The sequence below is a fragment of the Halomarina halobia genome (assembly GCF_029338575.1).
Taxonomy (GTDB): Archaea; Halobacteriota; Halobacteria; order Halobacteriales; family Haloarculaceae; genus Halomarina; species Halomarina halobia.
In genome coordinates, this window is record NZ_CP119993.1 from 651,454 (window position 1) to 671,769 (window position 20,316).

Below are 20,316 nucleotides of genomic sequence, written 5' to 3' on the forward strand. Positions count from 1 at the left end.
GCCGATTCGACCCGGGAACGACGTCGACGCGACGTCGGCGCGGTCAGTCGGCGCTCCCGGTCGACGCCGCGGACGGCGCGATCTCCGCCTCCGAGAGGTAACACTGCGGATCCGGCGCGAAGAGGTCGCCGTGCGCGGCGAGCGCGCGAAGCCGCGACGCGCCCCGGCAGATCCCCCGGTACCGACACCGGGCGCAGCGTCCGGACAGGTGGCGGTCGCGGTCGCGCAGGCGACGGAGCAGCGGGTTCGTCTCGTCCTCCCACATCGCGCCGAAGGGGCGATCGCGCACGTTGCCGAGGCTGTACCCCTGCCAGAACTGCGTCAGGTGGACGTTTCCCTGGTAGTCGACGCCCGCAACGCGCGTTCCGGTCGGATCGCCGCCGTTGCGTTCGAGGTAGTCGTACGCGCGTTCGGCCGCGGCCTCGTCCAGGTACCGACGAGCGTACTCGACGAGGTACGCCGCGTCGGCGTAGTTCCCGACCAGCAGCGTCTCGATCTCCTCCCCCGGTCGTGGTACTCGCGGGTCAGGTCGCAGAGCCGCTTCACGGCGGCGCGCTTCTCCGCGGGCGGGAGGTCGATGGACGCGACGTCCGCCCCGCGCCCCCCGTAGTCGAGGTGATAGAAGCAGAACCGGTCGACGCCCTCCTCGCGAAGGAGGTCCACGACGCCCTCGAGGTCCGCCGCGTTCCGTCCCGTGATCGTGTAGCGGAGACCCGTCTTCAGCCCGGCGTCGAGGAACGCCCTGATGCCGCGGACGGCGGCGTCGAACGCCCCCTCCCGGCCCCGAAACGCGTCGTTCCGTTCGGGGAGGCCGTCGACCGAGACGCCCGCGTACGCGAGTCCGGCGTCGCGCAACTGTCGCGTTCGCTCGGGCGTGGCGAGCGTCCCGTTCGTCGAGAGTACCGGGCGGATGCCCCGCTCGTCGGCGTAGCGGACCAGTTCGGCGAGGTCGTCACGTACCATCGGCTCGCCGCCGGAGAAGAGCACGACCGGGACGCCGTAGTCGGCGAGGTCGTCGAGCAGTCGCCGCCCCTCCTCCGTCCCGAGCTCGCCGGGCGCGGTCTCGGCGTCGGCGGACGCGTAGCAGTGCGCGCAGTAGAGGTTACACCGCCTGGTCAGGTTCCACACGACGACCGGCCGGCGCTGCTTGCGGTCCGCGATCTGCGGCTTCGAGGACTCGGCCGCCGCGTCGTACCGGAGGCCGTCGCCCTCCGCGTCGAGGCCGCACAGGAGCTTGCTGATCGAGATCATAGCTCGTGGGTCCGCGCCTCGTCGCCGGCGTTCGGCCCCGCCGGCTCGGCCCGCTCGTCGAGCGCGTGCGTCGAGTACCGACGCACCTCGCGCGCGGGGCAGAGCCAGACGTCGGTCGCGTACCACGCGAACAGCTTCGTCGCCCGTTCGTAGGCGGCCTGCGCCGTCGGCGCGCTCACGCTCCCGACGTGTCGAAGGGGATTCCCCTCGCGTCCCCGGACCAACACCTCCCACTCCGCGTCGATCGCGTCGCGGGGGTACTCGCCGATCCGGTACCGTTCCGGTCGTTCCACCATGGCGGACGGTTCGGACGGCGACCCGAACACCCTTCCCCCGATGATGTTCGGCTCCGTTCCCCGTTCGTGAGAACCGACGTCGTCCACTATACCGGGGCATCCCGTAGCGGCGCGCATGCCGAAGAGAGCGCGACCCGAAGTGTCGGAAGCGGAGGGGACCGAGGCACGGTCCCCCCGCCGCGAGGGACAGCGCGCGGAGCGCGGGGGATCGGTCCACGAGGCGCTCGCGGACCGATCGACCGCCCCGGCGAACCGGCCCGTCTCCCGGCGGGCGCTGCTGCGCGGGGCGGTAGCCGCGGCGACGGTTGCCGCCGTCCCCACCCCGGCGGCGGCCCAGGGAGCCGCCGAACCCGACTACGGCGACTGGTTCGAGGACGTGAGCAACTACGACGGAACGGTCGACGAGACCGGTCGGGAGCGGGTGACGATCGCCGTCGGTGCGGAGGGTAACGAGGGGGCGTTCGCGTTCGAGCCGGCGGCGGTCCGGGTCGACCCGGGGACGACGGTCGTCTGGGAGTGGTCGGGAGAGGGGGGCGCGCACAACGTGGCCGCGGACGACGGGAGCTTCGAGAGCGAGACGACCGACGAGGCCGGGTTCACGTTCGAGCGGACCCTCGACGAGGAGGGCGTCGTCAAGTACGCCTGCGTGCCCCACGAGGCGATGGGGATGAAGGGGGCGCTCGTCGTCGGTGAGGCGCAGGCCGGCGGGCCGGCGACGCTCGATCTCGAGGACGCGCTCGCCGTGGGCGGCGGCCTCGGACTCGTGGGCGCGCTGCTCGCGATGTTCGCGCTCGGGGCGCACTGCGGCGTCCGACGGTCGACCGGGCGGTCGAACCGGTAACCCCCCGCCTCGCGCTCCGCGGCGACCGGGGCGACCGCCGTTCGAACGTGTTCGGGAGAAGTGAGAGGTCGATCCGCCGGATACTCACGACCGCATGCCACGACTAGACGTTCGCGAGATCCCGCCGCCTGAGCGCCACTCCAGGATCTTCGAGCTGTTCGACGAGATGAGCGCCGGCGAGACGCTCGAGATCGTGAACGACCACGAGCCGAAGCCGCTGTTCTACCAGATGAAGGCCGAGGTCGACGCGTTCGACGCCGAGAACTACCGGGTCGAGCGGAACGGGCCGACCGAGTTCGTCGCCCGATTCCCCAAGCGGTGAACACGTTCGGGACGAGATATAGCGGGGCGGACCCCGTAGCCCCGGTCATGGCAGGATTCTCCGCTCCGTTTTCGAGGCGCGACGACGGGCCGTTCGACGCCTACGACGAGTTCGTCCCCGAGCACGTCCCGTCCGCCGGGGCGTTCCTCGAGGGACACGAAGTGCTGCGGGACGACGCGCACGTCGCGTTCCACCGGCTCACCCGCGACCTCTTCGAGGAGCGCGGCGTCTACGACGTGACGTTCGGTTACAATCTCGCCCGGCTCAACTTAGACCGCCGCCACCCGAACGCGGGCTACCGGTACGCCGCGGACGTCGACGACCCGACCGTCCTCCGGGCGGAGTTCACGCCGACGACGCCGTTCTGTCCGCAGAGTCACACCCTCGCGTTCGGCTCGTTTCGCGCGTGGAACGGCCAGTCCGACCGACACGAGTACGACCTCGTCCGGGTGCGCGTCCACGAGATGCACCACCGGGCCGCCGGGATCAACGACGAACTCGCGGCGCTCGAAGCGGCGTACTCGGAGACCGGGTCCGTGGATCGGGCGACCGTCGACGCCGGTCGGTCCCCTCCCGGGGAACGACGACCGGGGGCCGATCGGGGATGGGACGCCCCGTTCTGACGGCGACGCGCCCCCGTAGCCGGGGGGTCGGGCCGAACGGCTCGCGTGACCGTTACGGCCCCCCGACGCGGCTCCGGGCGAGCGGACGGCGAGCGGGCTGCCGCCACCCGCGCCGCCGATGAGCGCCGCGACCGCCTCGCGCCGGGCCCGTCGGTTCGTGCTCGTCGGCGCGGGGTTCCTGCTCGCCTGGCAGGTCGGCGCGCTCGTCGGGATCCCCCGGCGGACCGAGGTCGTCCTCGGACTCTACGGGTTCGTCCTGCACACGATATCCGGAAAGGCGTACTCGCTCGTTCCCTCCTACTTCGCCCGTCGGCTCGCCGTTCCGCGCGCGCCGACCCTGCACCTCCCGTTCACCGCCGGCGGTACGGTCGGACTCGCGCTCGCCACCGTCGACGCGATCCCGCCGATCCTGGGAACGCTCGGGGCCGCGGCGTGGGCGATCGGCGTCGGCGTCTTCCTCGCGGCGCTCCTCCGGAGCGTGCGCGACAACCTCTCCGGACGGGAGACGGGAACGGGGGACGCGAACGCCGCTCGGCGGCCGGTCGATCGAGCGGCGAACGCGTTCGTGCCGGTCGCGCTGGCGTACCTCGCCCTGGGCTCCTACGAGACGCTCGCCGCCCACATCGGCCTCCCCTCGCCGTTCCACGGCGTCCTCCCCCGGGGGTCGCACCTGCTCGCCGCCGGGACGGGCGCGATGCTCGTCTTCGCGATCGGCTTCCGGCTCCTCCCGCGCTTCCTGGTCGCCTCGCCGCCGCGGCCGCTCGTCGCGGTCGTCCTCCCGGCGGGGGCGATCGGGCCGGTCCTCCTCGCCGCCACCCTCGGCGGCGGCCCGTCGTTCCGCGTCGCGGCGCTCCTCGAAGCCGTCGCAGTGATCGGGTTCGGGGCGGCCTACGCGACCACGTGGTACCGCTCCGATCGGCGGCGGGTCGGACTATACGGCGTGCTCTTGGGCGCGCTGAGCGGCGTGCTCGCCGCGCTGCTCGGACTCTCGTTCGCGTTCGGGTCGATCTCCGCGCCGCTGACCGTCGCCCACCTCCGGCTCAACCTCCTGGGCTTTCTCGGCCTGACGATCGTCGGCGTCGCGTACCAGTTCTACCCGCCCGCCATCGGTTCGTTCCCCGGCGCGAACGATCGAACCGCCCTCGCGTCGATCCTCTGTCTCGGCGGGGGGCTCCTCGTCGAGGTCCTCGGTCTGGCGAGCGGTACGGCGCTCGCGACGACGGTCGGCGAGTCGGTCGCGCTCGTCGGGGCGGGGCTGTACGCGTATCTCGTCGCCGGCGTGTTCCACGAGCGGTAGTCGACGCTCGTCGCGCGGCAGCACGGCCGTTCGATCGCGCCGTCGTATCGCCGCGCCGTCATCGCTCCGACGGGGTATCGGCGGCGACGCGTTCCCCATCGGCGCGCCGCGGCACGAACAGCCCGACGATCGTGTACGGCGAGTGCCGCCGGATCACCAGCGCCATGTTCGCGACGAACAGGGCGAACCCGAGCGCCGCGAGCAGCCCCCCGACGGCGAACAGCCCCGCGAGCGGCGGCGCGAACTCGGCGAGCGCGACGGAAGCACCACCGCCCAGCACCGCGGCGAAGTCGACGGCGGCGATCCGGTCGTCGTACAGGTCGTCGATCATCGGCACCCGCTCGTAGCCGAGCCGATCGCTGTACCGGTGAACCCAGACGATGAACGGGACGACGTGATAGAGGGTGCCGAGGACGACGAAGCCGATCACGCCGAGGACGAGCAGGTGGACCGTTCCGGGCGCGCCGAACAGCGCGTCGAACCCGAGCGGGTCGGTCGCCCACGCCGGCGCGGTCAGCGCGGCCCAGAGCGCCATCGCCGCCGCCGCCACCGCGTACCGGGAGAGCATCGGGGTCCGGTCGACGCGGGTCTCGTACAGCCGCCGGGCGAGGATCGCGCCGAACGCGAGCACCGAGACGGTCGCGAGTAGCCCGCCGACGCGGGCGAGCGGGGCGACCTCGAAGAGCCGCCCGGCGGCGAGGGCGACGACGCCGACGGGGTACCCGACCTCCTCGACCCGCCGGAGCGACTCGTCGACGCCGCGAAGCTTCGTCTGCGTGAACATCGTGGCGAGCTGGTACAGCGCGCCGAGCACCGTGGTCAGCACCGCGCCGAAGACGGCGAGCGTCGCGTGGGCCGCGACGACGCTCGTCCGGTCCACGCCCCACCGATCGAACACCGGGAGGGCGAGGTCGAGCGCGAGCAGGTAGCCGAGCGCCACGAGCGCGACGAAGTACGCGAGCGCGAGCGCGAAGTGGCGCTCGGTCACGTCGAGGGGGCGCGCCGCCGCGAGCGTCCGGCCGACATTGTAGACGAACGTCAGGAAGCCGAGGAGCAGCAGCCCGCCGAAGACCGCGAGCCACCGGAGGTCGCCCGAGAGGAGCGTCGCGGCGAAGCCGAGCAGCCCGACGGCCACGGGCGGGAGCTGACCGGCCGCGAGTCGCCGCGAGTGCAACGGGACGCCCGACCAGACGGGGACGAACTGCGTCATGGCACCCATGATCGTGAGACAGACCCATCCCGCGAGCAGGAGGTGGACGTGAGCGAGCGTTCCTCGACCGGGGAGCGCGCCGAGCGCGTCGAGCAGGCCGGCGATCCCGCCGAGGAGTAGGAAACCGAACCCGACGACGAAGTGCCGGAGCGGAACCGTCATCGGCGGCTGGCGCTCGGTCTCCAGCCCGCCTGGGACAACGGACATGGTGCGGCTACGGCCGCCGCGGTCCTCGCCCTACCGCCGAACACGTTCGATCCGTCGGCGATCCAGGTCGGCGATCCGCGGCCGCGCCGGCCGGGGGTCCGGCGAGCCGGACAGTTCTCAGTCGGGTTCCTCGTCGGTACGCGCCGCCTCGAGGGCTCGTTCCCCCGCGGCGGTCAGCGCGTAGACGCCACCGCCGATCGCACTGACGTATCCCTCGCTCCGGAGGCGGGCGCAGATCCGATCGACGCGGACGGGGTGGGCGTCGATCTCGGCGGCGACGTCGATCGCGCGGAGCGGACCGCTCGATCCGAGCGTCTCGAGGACCGCGGTCTCGGTGGTGTCGACGGCGCGGGATCGTCGTTCGCGGTACATGCGCTCTCGTCGGTCAGCGGTCGGCCTGTGCGTCGAGCAGTTCCTGGTAGCGGTTCCGGATCGTGACCTCGCTCACCCCCGCGACGTCGCTCACCGCCGCCTGCGTCACGGACTCGTTCGCCAGGTAGGCGGCGGCGTACACCGCTGCGGCCGCGAGTCCGACCGGGCTCTTTCCGCTGTGGACGCGCCGCGACTTCGCCGTCTCGAGGAGATCGAGCGCGACGCGGGCGACCTCCTCACCGAGTTCGAGGGCCGAGACGAACCGCGGCACGTACGTCGTGGGATCGGTCGGCACGATCCCGAGTCCGAGCTCCCGGCTCAGGTACCGGTAGGTCCGCTGCACGTCGAGTTCGGCGACCCGGCTCACGTCGCTGACCTCGCCGAGACTGCGCGGGACGCCCGCCTGCCGGGCGGCGCCGTACAGGCAGGCCGTCGCCATCCCCTCGATCGACCGGCCCGGCAGGAGTCCCGCCTCCAGAGCCCGTCGGTACAGGACGCCGGCGGTCTCCCGGACGTTCTCGGGGAGGCCGAGCGCGCTGGCCATGCGGTCGATCTCGCCGAGCGCCTGCTTGAGGTTGCGCTCCCGGCCGTTCTTCGCCCTGAACCGTTCGTCCCAGACGCGAAGCCGCTGCATCCTCGCCCGCCGGCGCGGTCCGATCAGCTTCCCGTAGGCGTCCCTGTCCTGCCAGTCGATCGTCGTACTCAGTCCCCTGTCGTGCAGCATGTTCGTCGTCGGCGCGCCGACGCGGCTCCGGTCCTCCCGCTCCTCGGCGTCGAACGCACGCCACTCCGGACCCCGATCGATCCGTTCGCCCTCGACGATCAGTCCGCACCCGGCACAGAGGCGTTCCGCCCGCTCGGCATCGGACACGACATCGCCGCCGCACTCCGGACAGGCCGACTCGGCGCGCTCGGCGGGGGCGTCCGTCTCTGCCGTCCGGTCGCGTCGCCGAACCCCCCGCGTTCGATTCACTCGCTCACTCATGGTACTCCGTGCGAATGACTCGCCGGGCGCGGCGTGCTCGCGGGGGTACGGTCCTGATTGAGTGTCACTAGCGCGGCGTTCGGACGCACGCGTAAAGTACGAACGCACCGATTCCCACGAACTGGGAATCGGCCGGTCACGTCAAGCCCGGTCCGCCCCTCACGGGGGCGCGACGAGGACGGGGGTCGGTTCCGAACATGTGCGCGACAATCACCTTGCGTCGCCGTCGGGAACCCCCGCCACATGATGGCGATCACGGCACAACTCGTACTGACGGCACTCATGGGGGCGCTCCTGCTGGGTATCCTGTGGTGGATCAGGACGGTCGAGAGGTGGCGATCGTACACGCCCGTGGGGGGCGGAGAGCGACTGGGGGAGTCGGGGTACGCGACAGAGGAGAAGCCGGGCGGGCTCACCCGGTGGCTCACCACGGTCGACCACCGGGACGTCGGCCTCATGTACGGCGCGTTCGCGCTGCTCTCGTTCGCCTGGGGCGGCATCGCGGTCGTGCTGATGCGGGCGGAACTCGCGACGCCGCCCGCTGACCTCCTCGGCGAGGGGCTCTACAACGCGCTGCTGACGACCCACGGGATCACGATGCTGTTCCTGTTCGGGACGCCGATCCTCGCGGCCATCTCGAACTATCTGATCCCGCTGTTGATCGGGGCGGACGACATGGCGTTCCCCCGGATCAACGCCATCGCCTTCTGGCTGCTCCCGCCCGGCGCGCTTCTCATCTGGGGCGGACTCCTCCTCGAACCGCTCGGAATCGGCATCGAGGGGGCGCAGACGGCGTGGACGATCTACCCACCGCTCTCGATCGAGCAGCCGAACCCCGGCGTCGACCTGCTGCTGCTCGGGTTGCACCTCACGGGCGTCTCGGCGACCATGGGCGCGATCAACTTCACGGCGACCATCGTCACCGAGCGCGCGGCGGACGTCACCTGGGCGAACCTGGATCTGTTCTCCTGGACCGTACTGGTCCAGTCCGCCCAGATCGTGTTCGCGTTCCCGCTCCTGGGCGCGGCGCTCGTGATGCTGCTGTTCGATCGGAACTTCGGGACCGCGTTCTTCGCGGTCGACGGCGGCGGCCCCCTGCTCTGGCAGCACCTGTTCTGGTTCTTCGGCCACCCCGAGGTGTACATCCTCGTGCTCCCGCCGATGGGCCTCGTCAGCTACATCCTGCCGCGGTTCTCCGGGCGGAAGCTCTTCGGGTACAAGTTCGTCGTCTACTCGACGCTCGCGCTCGGCGTGCTCTCCTTCGGCGTCTGGGCCCACCACATGTTCGCGACCGGGATGGACCCCAGGATACGGGCCTCGTTCATGGCCGTCTCCATCGCCATCGCGCTGCCGAGCGCGGTGAAGACGTTCAACTGGATCACGACGATGTGGAACGGTCAGCTCCGGCTGACCGCCCCGATGCTGTTCTGCGTCGGGTTCGTGTTCAACTTCATCATCGGTGGGGTGACGGGCGTCTTCGAGGCCGCCATCCCCGTCGACCTCCTCCTGCACGACACGTACCACGTCGTCGCCCACTTCCACTACGTCATCATGGGGGCCATCGCGTTCGCCGTCTTCGCCGCGATCTACTACTGGTTCCCGCTGTTCACCGGCCGGATGTACCAGCGCATGCTCGCGAAGTGGCACTTCTGGCTCAGCATGGTCGGGACGAACCTCACGTTCTTCCCGATGCTGCTGCTTGGCTACGAGGGGATGCCCCGGCGGTACGCCGGCTACGTCCTGTCGGTCGGGCCGGAGGCGTACTTCGCCGCCCTCCACCAGCTGGCGACGCTGGGCGCGTTCGTCCTCGCGCTCGGCCAGCTGATCTTCGTCTGGAACGTCGTTCAGTCGTGGCTCGAAGGGCCGGTCGTCGAGGACGGCGACCCGTGGAAGCTCGACGAGCACGGGCTGTCGACCCACGAGTGGGCGTGGTTCGATCGACGCCTGACGACGACGGTTCCCGACGGCGGCGACGAACGCGACGAACGCGTCGACGGCGGGTCGTGACGGACGGCGGTCGGCGAGGGTCGGCGGCGACCGATCCCGATCGAGCGGTCGGTTCAATCCGTGCGCCGAGGGCGACGGTCGCCGCCGCCGGACGCGGTGGATGCGCTCGACGTCGGCTCGACGGCCGCCACGTCGTCGCTCCGGCCGCCGCGGCCCCCGCCGCGTAGCAGGAGGAAGAGTCCGAACGCGAGCGGCGACAGCGCCGCCGCGAGGAGGCCCCCGCCGAACATCGCGACCTCAGGCGACACCGCGGGCCCACCGCCGGTCGCGCCGCCGACCACGACCGCCCCCTTCATGCCTGCCGCCTCGTGGGGCGCGCAGACGTACCGACTCACGCCCCGACCGTCGAACGTGAGCGCGTACGTCGCGCCCGCGCGGCTCAGCAGGTCGCTCTCGTAGGCCCCGTCGTCCGCGGCCACGTTGTGCGCGCCCCCCTCTCCCGACCACTCCCAGACGACCGTCGTCCCCGGGTCGACCCGGACCGCCGCCGGCTCGAACGCGAACGCCCCGCCGTTGCCCTCAGCACCGACCGTCACGGTGACGCGGTCCTCGCCCTGGCGATCCGCGACGCCGTCGTAGTTCTCGACGCCCTCGAACCAGGCCGCCAGTTCGTCGTCCGCCCCGGACTGCGCCTCGGCCAGCCCGGTCGACCCCGCGACGCCGGCGACGGTCGTCCCGGCGACCCCCGCGAGGAATGCGCGTCGGTCGAGCCCGACCGACGTCGAAGTGGTGGTTCGCATGGGTGATCCCTCGTTCGATACGACGCGGGGGCGGTACATATCTCGACGGCTATTTCCAACAGTTTGGGAACCGTATCCACGTTATATGGCCCGATTGTCCCAATATGTACGTGTAGAGAGGACGATCGAAATGCTACAGACGACGACCCGACGACGGATGCTACAGGCGGTGGGGGCCGGTTGCGCCGTGGCGCTGGCCGGCTGTTCCACCGAACGACCGAACGACCTGTCGGTAACGGAGACCCAGGGCGCGGACGGGCTCGCCCCGGCGGAGGAGGTCGACGTCGATCGGATCGCCGCGGACCCCCGCGACATCCCCGAGCCGATCGCGCGGGATACGCCGGCGGAGGTGGACGTCGAACTCGAGACGCGCGAGGTGATCGCGGAGGTCGAGCCCGGCGTGACGTTCCCGTACATGACCTTCAGCGGACAGGTTCCGGGGCCGTTCGTCCGGACGCGCGTCGGCGACACGGTGAACCTCACGATCCGCAACCTCGCGGAGAGCGGGATGGTGCACAACGTCGACTTCCACGCCTGTCGCGGGCCCGGCGGCGGCGCGGAGGCGACGACCGTCGCCCCGGGCGAGGAGAAGCGGCTCCGGTTCACGGTGACCTACCCCGGCGCGTTCGTCTACCACTGCGCCCCCGCGGACGTCGACTACCACATATCCAGCGGGATGTTCGGCCTCATCCTCGTCGAGCCCGAGGAGGGGCTCCCCGAGGTCGACCACGAGTTCTACCTCGGCCAGCACGAACTGTACACGGAGGGCGAGACCGGCGAGGAGGGTCACCACGAGTTCGACTTCGGAAGGATGGCCGCCGAGGACCCGACGTACGTGCTGATGAACGGCGAGAAGTTCGCCATCACCCCCGACGGGTACGACGAGATGACCGTGAAGACGGGCGAGACCGTCCGCGTCTTCTTCGCGGTCGGCGGCCCGAACCTCGGGTGTAACTTCCACCCGATCGGGAGCGTCTGGGACGAGGTGTACCAGCAGGGGGCGCTGGCGAGCGAGCCCCAGCGCTACGTCCAGACGACGCCCGTCCTCCCCGGGAGCGCGACGGTGGTGACCTCGACGTTCCCGGTGCCCGGCGACTACAAGCTCGTCGACCACGCGCTGAGCCGGGTAGTGCGCAAGGGCGCGCTCGCGATCATCCGGGCGGAGGGACCCGAGAACCCGGCGGTGTTCGCCCCGCAGGCCGGGGCGTAACGGGCGACTGACTCGGAACCCTCGACCTTCGATTCCGCGCGATCAGCCCCGCGAACCGTGTCGGTTAGGAGGGAGACGGTCGAGGAGCTCCCCGCGATCCGCGCTCGCCTCCCCGGCCGAGCTACGGCGATCGACCGGCGCGCATCTAATTAGAAGTAGTAACTCGTTTTGGTCGAGATCTGTACCTGGGGATACCCACACTCGCCCTCGGGAGCCGATGACGCAGTCGAGCGTGCGGGGACGCGACGCCGGCGCTCGACGCGCGCCACCGGACGGCACTCGACTCACTCCCCGAGCGTTCGCGTCCGACGGATCCGCGGCTCGCGGCCGAACGTGCGATCTCGAACGTCTCGCGGGGTGTGAACGATCACGGTCGGCCGCTCGGCGCGCCATACCCGGTTCCGGTCGGCAGTGCTCCGTCACGAGCCCGCGACCCCGCCCGCTTCGAGACGGCACGCCAGCGACCGCCACGAGCGCGACCTTATATGAGCAAAAAATTTTGATTTTATACTTCGCGTCCCCGGTCGCGGTTCGGCGAACAGCCGCGACGCGACGCGTTCGATATTATCGAATATCGTTACCGTAGACCGGGAGGAGCGCGATAGTGTCAGGGAAACCGTAGAGAGGGAGGGGACCACACAATCCATTACAGACGTACGATCGTAACGTATTTGGAGGAGACGACGTCGCTCACATGTACTCGATGTTGAGTTCGAGTTCGTTGGCGGTGCCGAGCAGGAGGTCCGGGATCTCCCGCTCCAGCACCTCGCCCTTGAACCGGTGGGTCGGGCCGGAGACGCTCAGCGCCCCGAGGACGGCGCCCTCCGCGTCCTTGACCGGCACGCCGACGGCCCGCAGTCGCAGGGTGTCCTCCTGGTCGTTGTAGGCGACGCCGCGGTCGCGGATCTCCTCGAACTCCTCGCGCAACGCCGCCGGGTCGACGATCGTGTTGTCGGTTACGGGTTCGAGCCCTGGCCGCTCGAATATCTCGTCGATCCGCTCCTCGGGAAGGTGCGCGAGGATCGCCTTCCCGGCGGCGGTCGCGTGGAGGAACACGCGCTTCCCGATGCGCGAGTCGGTCTTGACGGCGCGCTCGCCGGTCGCCGTGTAGACGTACACGCCCCTCCCGTGCTCCTCGATCACGAACTGGGCCCGTTCCTCCGTCAGCTCCGCGAGCTCCACGACGGCGTCCTTTGCCAGTTCGAAGACGGGGTTACGGCTGCGGGCGAACTCGCCGTAGTCGAGGAACCGAAAGCCGATGTGGTACTCGTCGCCCTCCCGGACCACGAACTCGCGCAGTTCGAGCGTCGCGAGGTACTGATGTGCGGTGCTCTTCGCCATCCCGAGTTCGTTCGCGACCCCGGTGAGTCGGGCACCGTTCTCGGAACGCAGATGTTCGAGGATATCGAACACCGTTTCCGCCGATTTTATCGTTCTGACCTCGTTCATGGTACGTGTACTCATCCCGCAGTAACATATGCGTTTTCGTCCCGCTGGTCTGTCGAACGCGGGAACGGCGACGGCCGACCCATCGGCGTTCTCGACCGATTCACCCCCGCGACGGGGTTCGATAGTATCGAACTCTCTGTCGCGCCGCCCTCGACGACGCTCCGCCGATCGCACCTGGCCATTCCCGGACCGGGTACGCGTAACGCTAAGTACCACGGGAGACTCCACGATGATATGCGTGCGATTCGCTACCACGAATTCGGAGATCCGAGCGTCCTCGAACTCGAGACCGTAGAGCGGCTCTCGCCGGACGCCGACGAGGTACTCGTCGCGACCCGCGCGATCGGCGTCAACCCGTGTGATACGCTGCGCCGACAGGGGCTCTGGGGCGACGAGCTACCCCTCATACCGGGATCGGACGTGGCGGGCGTCGTCGAGCGGGTCGGGGAGCGCGTCACGCGGTTCGACGTCGGCGATCGCGTCTTCGGGACGATCCCGCACCTGAACGTGAGCGGCGCTCGCGGCGATCGACAGGGAACCTATGCGGAGTTCGTCGTCGCCCGCGAGGACCGCCTCGCCCGGCTCCCGGACGACGTCGGGTTCGACGTCGGTGCCGGCCTCGGCCTCGTCGGCATCACCGCCTGGCGCGCGCTCCTCCACTTCGGCGATCTCGAACCCGGACAGACCTGCCTGGTCCACGGCGGGAGCGGCGGCGTCGGGCACGTCGCCGTCCAGCTGGCCGCCACCCTCGGAGCGACCGTCGTTGCCACCGCGTCGGCCGACCACGCCCCGACGGTGGCGGAACTCGGTGCCGACGTCGTACTCGACTACCGCCGCGACGACCTGCGGGACGCCGTGACCGATGCGGCGTCCGGCGGGGTCGACGTCGTCCTCGATCACATGCTCGGCGAGTACGCGCAGTTCGACATCGACGTCTCCGCCTACGGCGGGACGGTCGTCGCGATCGGCGGGAACTACGACTCGCCGGTCATCGAGGACCTCACCGCGGCCATCGGGAAGGACCTCACCATCCAACCGATGGACATGTTCAACGAGCCGAACATCGACGTCGTCCTCGAACGCCTGGCTCACCTCCTCGACGTCGGCCGACTGACGGTCGAGGTCGCACGGACCTACGACCTCGGGGACGCCGCGGAGGCCCAGCGGGCTGTCGTGGAGGACAGCTTCCCCGGAAAACTCGTTCTGGTCCCGTAGCGTTCGGGTCCCGTCCCCCTGCGCGCTCACCCGGGATCGTTCCGGTTCCCCGGGCGCTCCGGCCGATCACTCGCTCGTCGCCAGGTCGCGCAGCGCCGCCTCGAGGACGCGCGTCCCCGCGTACAGGTCCTCCGGCGAGGTGTACTCGGCGGGGCTGTGACTGACGCCGTCCCGGCTCGGAACGAACAGCAGTCCCGTGGGGGCGACGGCGGCGACGTTCATCGCGTCGTGGCCCGCCCCCGAGAGCATCCGCCGGTAGTCGTAGCCGCTGTCCCGAACCGCCCCGATCAGGCGTCGGATGATCTCCGGCGACATGGCGGTGGGGGAGACGTCGAGGAGCGATCGCCAGCGACAGTCGAGTTCCCGTCGCGACGCGATCTCGCGGGCCCGGTCCTTGGCCGAGGAGACCGCGTCGCGGAGGTGTTCGCCGTCCGTGTCCCGGATGTCCACCCCGAGGTCGACTCGGCCCGGGATCACGTTCGTACCGTTCGGCGCGACCGTCGACTTCCCGACGGTCCCGACGGTGTTCGACGTCTCGGCGTGTCGCCGCGCGGTCCGCTCCAGTTCGAGCGTGAACTCCGCGGCCCCGGCGTAGGCGTCGCGGCGCATCTCCATCGGCGTGTTGCCGGCGTGGTCCGCCTCCCCCTCGAAGGTCACCCGGTGGTGCGTGATGCCCGCGACCGTCTCGACGACGCCGACCGCCGTGTCGCTCCGATCGAGAACGGGGCCCTGTTCGACGTGCATCTCGATGAAGGCGGCGGCGTCGGACAGTCCGAGGTCCGCCCTCCCGTCGTAGCCCATCTCCCGTAGCGTCTCCGCGAGCGTGACGCCGTCCTCGTCCTCGAGCGCCAGCGCGTCGTCCGTCCGGAGTCGTCCGGTGGCGACGAGGCTCCCGAGGAGGCCGGTGCCGAACCGCGTCCCCTCCTCCTCGGTGAAGACGACGACGTGGATCGGTCGGTCGGTCTCGAGACCGGCCGCGTTCCACGCCCGGACGATCTCGAGCGGGCCGAGGACGCCGACCGTTCCGTCGAACTTTCCGCCGGCCGGCACGGTGTCGATGTGCGACCCCGTGACGACCGGCGGGGCGTCGACGCGGCCCGCCCGCCGCGCCACGACGTTGCCGACCGGGTCGACGGCGACGTCCATGTCCGCCGCCCGGAACCACTCGACCACCCGATCGCGCGCGCGCCTGTCGGCGTCGCTCCCCGTCACGCGCATCATCGCCCCGTCGTCGGTCTCTCCGATCCGGCCGAGGGTCTGAATCGAATCCCAGAGCCGGTCCTTCCGTATCGCGATTTCGTTCGTCATGTTGACTGATACAGTTCCGTTCGTCGCTCGCTACCCGCTTCGCGTCCCTCCGTCATCGGCGTTCGGATCGTGACGGGGACATCACCCGAGTCCGCCCAGGTCGAGAACGACGCGGGCGTACGCGACCGCCGCGATGACGATCACCGCGACGCCCGCGGTGGCGTAGTCCCGGCCGGTCAGCGAGAGGTCGAACACCGTCGTCCGTCGCTCTGCGGAACCGTACCCCCGCAGTTCGAGCGCCTTCGCCGTCTCGCTGCTCTGTCTGAGCGAGTTCGCCGCGAGCGGGAAGAACGACATCGGGAGGCTCTTCAACCGTCGCAGGGGGTTGCGCGATCCCACGTCCACGTCACCTCTGACCGCCCGGGCGTTCTGTATCGTCTGCAGGTCCTCCTGCATCATCGGGAGGAACCGCAGACCGAACGTCGCCAGGTAGGCGTACCGGAACGGGACGCCGATCTTGTGTATCGCGAGGCCGACGTCCTGCGGCGTCGTCGTCATCGAGAACATCATGAACGTCAGCCCCATCGTGGCGAGCCGCAGACCGATGCTCGCGCCGAGCAGCAGGCCCACGTCGGAGAGGCCGATCGGGCCGACCTCCACCACGTTGGTCGCGTGCGGCGGGTGCTGGGTCAACCCCTGTATCAGCGCGACCGCCACGATGAGCGGCGTGAACAGGAGCAACAGGGTCCCGTACTCGAACGGCGAGATGCGGCCGAACGCCCAGATGATACCGACGACGACCGCGAAGGCCGCGAGCATGTAGCTCGGCCGCTCGAACAGCAGCACGTACGCCAGCACCGCGAGCACCAGGAGGAACTTCGGGCGCGGATCGAGCCGGTGGAGGAACGAGTTGCCGCCCGAAAATTGGAACAGTGACTTCATCGCACTACCGCTGGACGACGCCGGATTCGAGCAACTTCTTCGCGAAGGGGTACGCGACGAAGATGCCGGCCCAGCCGAACACTGCGGACGCGACGAACCAGAGGGCGATCACCTCGATCGTGAAGTTGAGCACGAACAGCCAGATGAGCGCGAGCGGCACGACCGCCAGCGGGATCGACAGGAAGTGCGCGATCGAAATCTGCGTGAAGGTGAGTCCCTCACCGGGACGCTTGAAGTACCACGCCCACAGCGCCATCGGGACGGCGTAGAGCGTGTTCGTCGCGAAGAACGTCGGCGCGAGCGGGTTCGTCGCGGTCAGGTTGGCGACGATCGGGTTGATGTTCGCCACGATGAGCGCCCCCGGCAGGCCGAAGAAGATCGCGCCGGGCATGTTCCACAGCGAGAAGAAGAACAGCCCCCACAGGGGGGAGATGCCGCCCCACATCGCCGTGTCGATGCGCTCGGTGATCTGCATGTTCACCGTGAACCCGAGCGCCAGGAACAGCGACGCCATGATCACGGTCGTCGAACTCGGCCACAGCTTGAACTCCCAGTCCGGGAGCTGACCGTAGAGGTTGTCCGGGAGCGGTCCCGGCGCGGTGTCCTCCGCGATAGTCTTGTCTGAAGTCGGTACCTCGGTTCCTACGTCGGTGGTTCCGTTCATTGTCTCCGTGTTCTGCGTTCGGTCGGTCGTCGGTCGGTCGTCGGTTCGGTCGGCGATCGGCTGTTTTGGCGATCAGTTGTTGTAGTTCCGTTCCGTGACGGTCGGGTCGGTCACGTCGGCCGGGTCGGTCCGCTCGCTCCGCCCGAGAAACGACGTGACGTCCTCGAGCGCGTCGGCCGTCGTCAGCCACATCTCCTCCAGCACGCCCGGCGGTGCCTCGTCCGCGAGCGCGAGCCCGAGTTGCGTGATCTGGGGCGGTCTGATGTTCGTCTCCTCCAGGTTCCCCGCGTCGAGGAACACCCGCTCGGGCGGCCCGTCGGCGATGACGTGACCGTCCTTGATCGCGATCACGCGATCCGTGTAGGCCGCCGCGAGGGCGATGTCGTGCGTGATGACGACGACGGTGTGCCCCCGCTCGTTGTAGTCCCGGAGGATCTCCATGATGCGAACGCTCTCGGCGCGATCCTGGCCGGTCGTCGGCTCGTCGACGCAGATCAGCTGCGGGCGCATCGCCAGCACGGACGCGATCGCGAGGCGCTGGCGCTGTCCCTTGCTGAAGCTGAAGGGGTTCTCGCTCCCGTCGATCGGGAGACCGACCCGGTCGAGCACCGTCGCGACGCGGGCCGCGCGCTCCGACGCCGGGACGCCGACGTTCTTGAGCCCGTACTCGATCTCCTCGCGGACCGTCGTGTGGAAGATCTGATCGTCCGGGTTCTGGAACACGTAGCCGACGATACGCGCGAGCACGTTCATCGGGTGCTCGTCGGTCGAGTAGGTCGTCCCGTCCCGGTCCGCCACCTCCACGGTGCCCGCGTCCGGCGTCAGCAGCCCGTTGATGTGCTTCACGAGCGTCGACTTCCCCGACCCGTTCTGCCCGATGATGGTGACGAACTCGCCCGCGTCGACGGTCAGGTCGATCCCGTGGAGGACCCGGGTTCCGGGCACGTAACTGAACTCGACCCCGTCGAACCGGAGCGCGCGCGCGCCGTCCGCTATCATCGCGGGCCCTCCCGCCGGAGCACGCCGGCGTATTCCGCGGTGGCCTCCTCCAGCGTGAGCGGTATGCGGAACCCGTCGACGCCGCTCCGGGACAGCTCTAGGCCGAGTTCGGTGACCTGCGGCGGCGCGACGCCGTGGTCCGCCCCGTCGAGGAAGAACGCCCGCGTCTCGTCGACGTGCGTCAGCTCGCCGCCGCGAAGGACCGCGATCCGGTCGGCGTACTTGGCGAGCTCCTCGATCTTGTGCTCGGCCATCACGATGGTGACGCCCTCCGCGATCAGCTGGTCGATGGCCTCGAACACCATCTCGGTGCCGATGGGGTCGAGCTGGCTGGTCGGCTCGTCGAGGAGGATGATCTCCGGGCTGAGCGCGTAGATGGACGCGATCGCGACCTTCTGCTTCTCGCCCCCCGAGAGGGTGTAGGTGATCCGGTCCTCGAAACCCTCCAGGCCGAACAGCCGAAGGGCGCGCTCGCCCCGCTCGATGATCTCCTCGCGGTCGAACCCCATGTTCTCCGGCCCCCAGATCACCTCGTCGAACACGTGCAGGTTGAACAGCTGGTTCTCCGGGCTGTCGAGCACCATGGAGATCGCGGAGGAGAGGGCGCTCAGCGAGCCGTACGCCTCGACCGCCCGTCCCTTCACCCGCACCGTCCCCGCTCGATCCCCCGACGTGTGAAACGGGATCACGCCGCACATCGCCGAGAGGAGCGTCGTCTTTCCGGCACCGGTCTCGCCGACGACGCCGAGGAATTCGCCCTCCTCGACCGTGAGCGAGACGTCGCGGAGCGCCGGTTCGCCGCGCTGGTTTCGGTACCGGAACGATAGGTCTTCTAGTTCGATAGCCGCCATTATTGGATCGGGTCCTCCATCTTCGTTCGGATCTCTGGTCGTCGTGCCGGTTCTACGAGGTCTTCATGCGCCGGTACACCCACGGCACCATGAGCAGGAACAGCGCGGCGACGACGAGCGTCGCCGTGTTACTGTCCACCACTTCGGCCCCGGACAACGACAGCATCCCGGTGACGTTGGCGTATACGAGCCCCAGCAGCAGGACTGCGACTACTACGATCCCCACTAGGGGGAGTATGCCTTGGTTTGCCATGACAATACCCGGAGAGGTGTTCGGTACCGGTCGATTAATAGTTTTCTGTGGTCGGAATTACAGAATGCGACGCGATCGTGCGGATTCCGTCGGTCGGCGCTCACTCCGGCAAACAGTTATGGGCACCTCCGTCCTTGAGCGTGGTAATGTCCCGCAAGAGACTCGGCGTCGCCTTCGTCGATCAGCCGGCGGAACCCCGGCAGGGGACGTACGTTCGCCTCGCGGAGGACCGCGGGTTCGAGTCGGCGTGGGCGCTCGAATCACGCCTGCTGCGCGACGCCGTCGCGCCGCTCGCGGCGTGGGCGGCGCGTACCGAACGCATACAACTGGGAACGGCCATGGTCAACCCCTACACTCGGACGCCGACGCTGCTGGCGCAGACCGTCGCCACCCTCGATGAACTCTCGGGCAACCGGACCGTCCTCGGCATCGGGGCCGCGAATCAGATGCTCATAGAGGAGTTTCACGGCGAATCCTTCGACCGCCCGCTCACGCGCACGAGAGAGACCATCGAGGCGGTCCGCGCCCTGCTGACCGGCGAACGGGTCGACTACCACGGGGAGACGATCTCGATCTCGGGGGCGAGGCTCGACGTCCCGCCGCCGCGCGCCGACGTGCCGGTCTACATGGGCGTTACCGGCCCGAAGATGCTGAAACTCGCGGGGGCGATCGCCGACGGCGTCGTGCTGAACGTCTTCGTCAGCGAGGGGTACGTGAGGAACGCCCTCGATCTCGTCGACGAGGGCGCGCGCGAGGCCGGCCGCGAACGCCCCGACGTGGGGATGGTGCCCGCGTTCTCCATCGACGCCGACGGCGAGACCGCCAGGGCGGCGGTGAAACCGATGGTCGCGGAGTACGTCTGCAACCTCCCCGGGCTGGAGCGGGCGAGGCGGGCGGTCGGCGACCCGTTCTTCGACCGCGACGACGTTCGGGAGGAGGTCATGGGACCCGTGCGCGAGGCTACCGAGGCCGAGGGGAGCGCGAGCGCCGCCCAGTACGTCCCGGACTGGGCGGTCGAGGAACTCGCCGCCGCCGGCACCGCCGACGAGTGCGTCGAGCGGCTCGCCGCGTTCTTCGACTACGGCCTCGACTTCGTCGTCCCGAGCGTCATGGGCGGCAACGTCGGCTACGGCATCGACGCCATCGCAGACGGCTTCGACCTGGACGCCGACTGACCGCCGATAGCCCTCGATGACCGATCGCCGACTGACCGTCGGCGGCCGTCGCATCGACGGCGCGCGGAGCGTCGGCCGATACGTCGAGCCCCGTTCCCGGGCGGAACACCCCACCTCGTGGCATGTAAACAAGGGGCAAATCTTTTTTAGCGGTCGCCG

Annotated in this window: 20 protein-coding genes and 1 pseudogene; 8 read left to right on the forward strand and 13 right to left on the reverse strand. The window is 69.7% G+C overall.

The window, feature by feature from the left end; all coding sequences use genetic code 11:
- Nucleotides 1-43: 43 nt before the first annotated feature.
- Nucleotides 44-1,251: pseudogene (locus tag P1K31_RS18540) on the reverse strand (TIGR04347 family pseudo-SAM/SPASM protein).
- The gene (locus tag P1K31_RS18545; RefSeq protein ID WP_276305850.1) at nt 1,248-1,547 is read right to left on the reverse strand and encodes an Htur_1727 family rSAM-partnered candidate RiPP; all 300 of its coding nucleotides are present in this window, start codon (nt 1,545-1,547) and stop codon (nt 1,248-1,250) included. Before P1K31_RS18545 ends, P1K31_RS18540 begins: the two are co-directional and overlap by 4 nt.
- Before the next feature lie 115 nt (nt 1,548-1,662).
- Between P1K31_RS18545 and P1K31_RS18550 the strand changes: the two genes are divergently transcribed.
- From P1K31_RS18550 to P1K31_RS18565, 4 genes are all read left to right on the forward strand, one after another.
- Nucleotides 1,663-2,388, forward strand: a complete 726-nt coding sequence (locus P1K31_RS18550) for a halocyanin domain-containing protein (RefSeq protein WP_276305851.1) — start codon at nt 1,663-1,665, stop codon at nt 2,386-2,388.
- Between the two features lie 94 nt (nt 2,389-2,482).
- Nucleotides 2,483-2,710 (forward strand): DUF2249 domain-containing protein, encoded by a 228-nt coding sequence (locus P1K31_RS18555; protein ID WP_276305852.1) that lies wholly within the window; start codon nt 2,483-2,485, stop codon nt 2,708-2,710.
- A gap of 47 nt (nt 2,711-2,757) precedes the next feature.
- On the forward strand, nt 2,758-3,333 hold the full coding sequence (locus P1K31_RS18560; RefSeq protein WP_276305853.1) for a DUF7998 family protein: 576 nt from the start codon (nt 2,758-2,760) through the stop codon (nt 3,331-3,333).
- A 118-nt stretch (nt 3,334-3,451) separates the two neighbouring features.
- Nucleotides 3,452-4,630: a hypothetical protein gene (locus P1K31_RS18565; RefSeq protein ID WP_276305854.1), complete on the forward strand. Its 1,179-nt coding sequence runs from the start codon at nt 3,452-3,454 to the stop codon at nt 4,628-4,630.
- Nucleotides 4,631-4,688: 58 nt separating this feature from the next.
- On the opposite strand, the gene P1K31_RS18570 is transcribed toward P1K31_RS18565, so the two are convergent.
- From P1K31_RS18570 to P1K31_RS18580, 3 genes are all read right to left on the reverse strand, one after another.
- Nucleotides 4,689-6,047, reverse strand: coding sequence for a hypothetical protein (locus P1K31_RS18570; protein WP_276305855.1), 1,359 nt, complete (start codon nt 6,045-6,047; stop codon nt 4,689-4,691).
- Nucleotides 6,048-6,164: 117 nt separating this feature from the next.
- Nucleotides 6,165-6,419 carry a helix-turn-helix domain-containing protein gene (locus P1K31_RS18575; protein WP_276305856.1) on the reverse strand — a complete coding sequence of 85 codons (255 nt, stop codon included), beginning with the start codon at nt 6,417-6,419 and terminating at the stop codon, nt 6,165-6,167.
- Nucleotides 6,420-6,432: 13 nt separating this feature from the next.
- Nucleotides 6,433-7,404 (reverse strand): transcription initiation factor IIB, encoded by a 972-nt coding sequence (locus P1K31_RS18580; RefSeq protein ID WP_276305857.1) that lies wholly within the window; start codon nt 7,402-7,404, stop codon nt 6,433-6,435.
- Nucleotides 7,405-7,650: 246 nt separating this feature from the next.
- Here P1K31_RS18580 and P1K31_RS18585 point away from each other — a divergent pair, with 246 nt between their 5' ends.
- On the forward strand, nt 7,651-9,411 hold the full coding sequence (locus P1K31_RS18585) for a cbb3-type cytochrome c oxidase subunit I (protein WP_276305858.1): 1,761 nt from the start codon (nt 7,651-7,653) through the stop codon (nt 9,409-9,411).
- A gap of 53 nt (nt 9,412-9,464) precedes the next feature.
- On the opposite strand, the gene P1K31_RS18590 is transcribed toward P1K31_RS18585, so the two are convergent.
- Nucleotides 9,465-10,151: a halocyanin domain-containing protein gene (locus P1K31_RS18590; protein ID WP_276305859.1), complete on the reverse strand. Its 687-nt coding sequence runs from the start codon at nt 10,149-10,151 to the stop codon at nt 9,465-9,467.
- Nucleotides 10,152-10,281: 130 nt separating this feature from the next.
- On the opposite strand from P1K31_RS18590, the gene nirK reads away from it, so the two are divergent.
- A complete protein-coding gene (nirK, locus tag P1K31_RS18595) occupies nt 10,282-11,361 on the forward strand; it encodes a copper-containing nitrite reductase (protein WP_276305860.1) in 1,080 nt (359 codons plus the stop codon).
- 690 nt (nt 11,362-12,051) lie between these two features.
- Here nirK and P1K31_RS18600 read toward each other — a convergent pair.
- Complete coding sequence (locus P1K31_RS18600) at nt 12,052-12,810, reverse strand: IclR family transcriptional regulator (protein ID WP_276305861.1); 759 nt, start codon at nt 12,808-12,810, stop codon at nt 12,052-12,054.
- A 234-nt stretch (nt 12,811-13,044) separates the two neighbouring features.
- Between P1K31_RS18600 and P1K31_RS18605 the strand changes: the two genes are divergently transcribed.
- Nucleotides 13,045-14,025, forward strand: coding sequence for a quinone oxidoreductase family protein (locus tag P1K31_RS18605; protein WP_276305862.1), 981 nt, complete (start codon nt 13,045-13,047; stop codon nt 14,023-14,025).
- Between the two features lie 66 nt (nt 14,026-14,091).
- On the opposite strand, the gene P1K31_RS18610 is transcribed toward P1K31_RS18605, so the two are convergent.
- The 6 genes from P1K31_RS18610 to P1K31_RS18635 all read right to left on the reverse strand — a co-directional run bounded on the left by P1K31_RS18610 (nt 14,092) and on the right by P1K31_RS18635 (nt 18,955).
- The gene (locus tag P1K31_RS18610) at nt 14,092-15,333 is read right to left on the reverse strand and encodes a Zn-dependent hydrolase (RefSeq protein ID WP_276305863.1); all 1,242 of its coding nucleotides are present in this window, start codon (nt 15,331-15,333) and stop codon (nt 14,092-14,094) included.
- An 81-nt stretch (nt 15,334-15,414) separates the two neighbouring features.
- Nucleotides 15,415-16,215, reverse strand: a complete 801-nt coding sequence (locus tag P1K31_RS18615; RefSeq protein ID WP_276305864.1) for an energy-coupling factor transporter transmembrane component T family protein — start codon at nt 16,213-16,215, stop codon at nt 15,415-15,417.
- 4 nt (nt 16,216-16,219) lie between these two features.
- Nucleotides 16,220-16,879 (reverse strand): hypothetical protein, encoded by a 660-nt coding sequence (locus tag P1K31_RS18620; RefSeq protein WP_276305865.1) that lies wholly within the window; start codon nt 16,877-16,879, stop codon nt 16,220-16,222.
- A gap of 72 nt (nt 16,880-16,951) precedes the next feature.
- Nucleotides 16,952-17,878, reverse strand: coding sequence for an energy-coupling factor ABC transporter ATP-binding protein (locus tag P1K31_RS18625; protein ID WP_276305866.1), 927 nt, complete (start codon nt 17,876-17,878; stop codon nt 16,952-16,954).
- Nucleotides 17,875-18,729, reverse strand: a complete 855-nt coding sequence (locus P1K31_RS18630) for an energy-coupling factor ABC transporter ATP-binding protein (RefSeq protein WP_276305867.1) — start codon at nt 18,727-18,729, stop codon at nt 17,875-17,877. The genes P1K31_RS18625 and P1K31_RS18630 overlap by 4 nt, the downstream gene beginning before the upstream one ends.
- Nucleotides 18,730-18,781: 52 nt before the next feature.
- Complete coding sequence (locus P1K31_RS18635; protein WP_276305868.1) at nt 18,782-18,955, reverse strand: hypothetical protein; 174 nt, start codon at nt 18,953-18,955, stop codon at nt 18,782-18,784.
- Between the two features lie 173 nt (nt 18,956-19,128).
- Between P1K31_RS18635 and P1K31_RS18640 the strand changes: the two genes are divergently transcribed.
- Complete coding sequence (locus tag P1K31_RS18640) at nt 19,129-20,157, forward strand: LLM class flavin-dependent oxidoreductase (RefSeq protein WP_276305869.1); 1,029 nt, start codon at nt 19,129-19,131, stop codon at nt 20,155-20,157.
- The last annotated feature ends 159 nt before the right edge of the window (nt 20,158-20,316 follow it).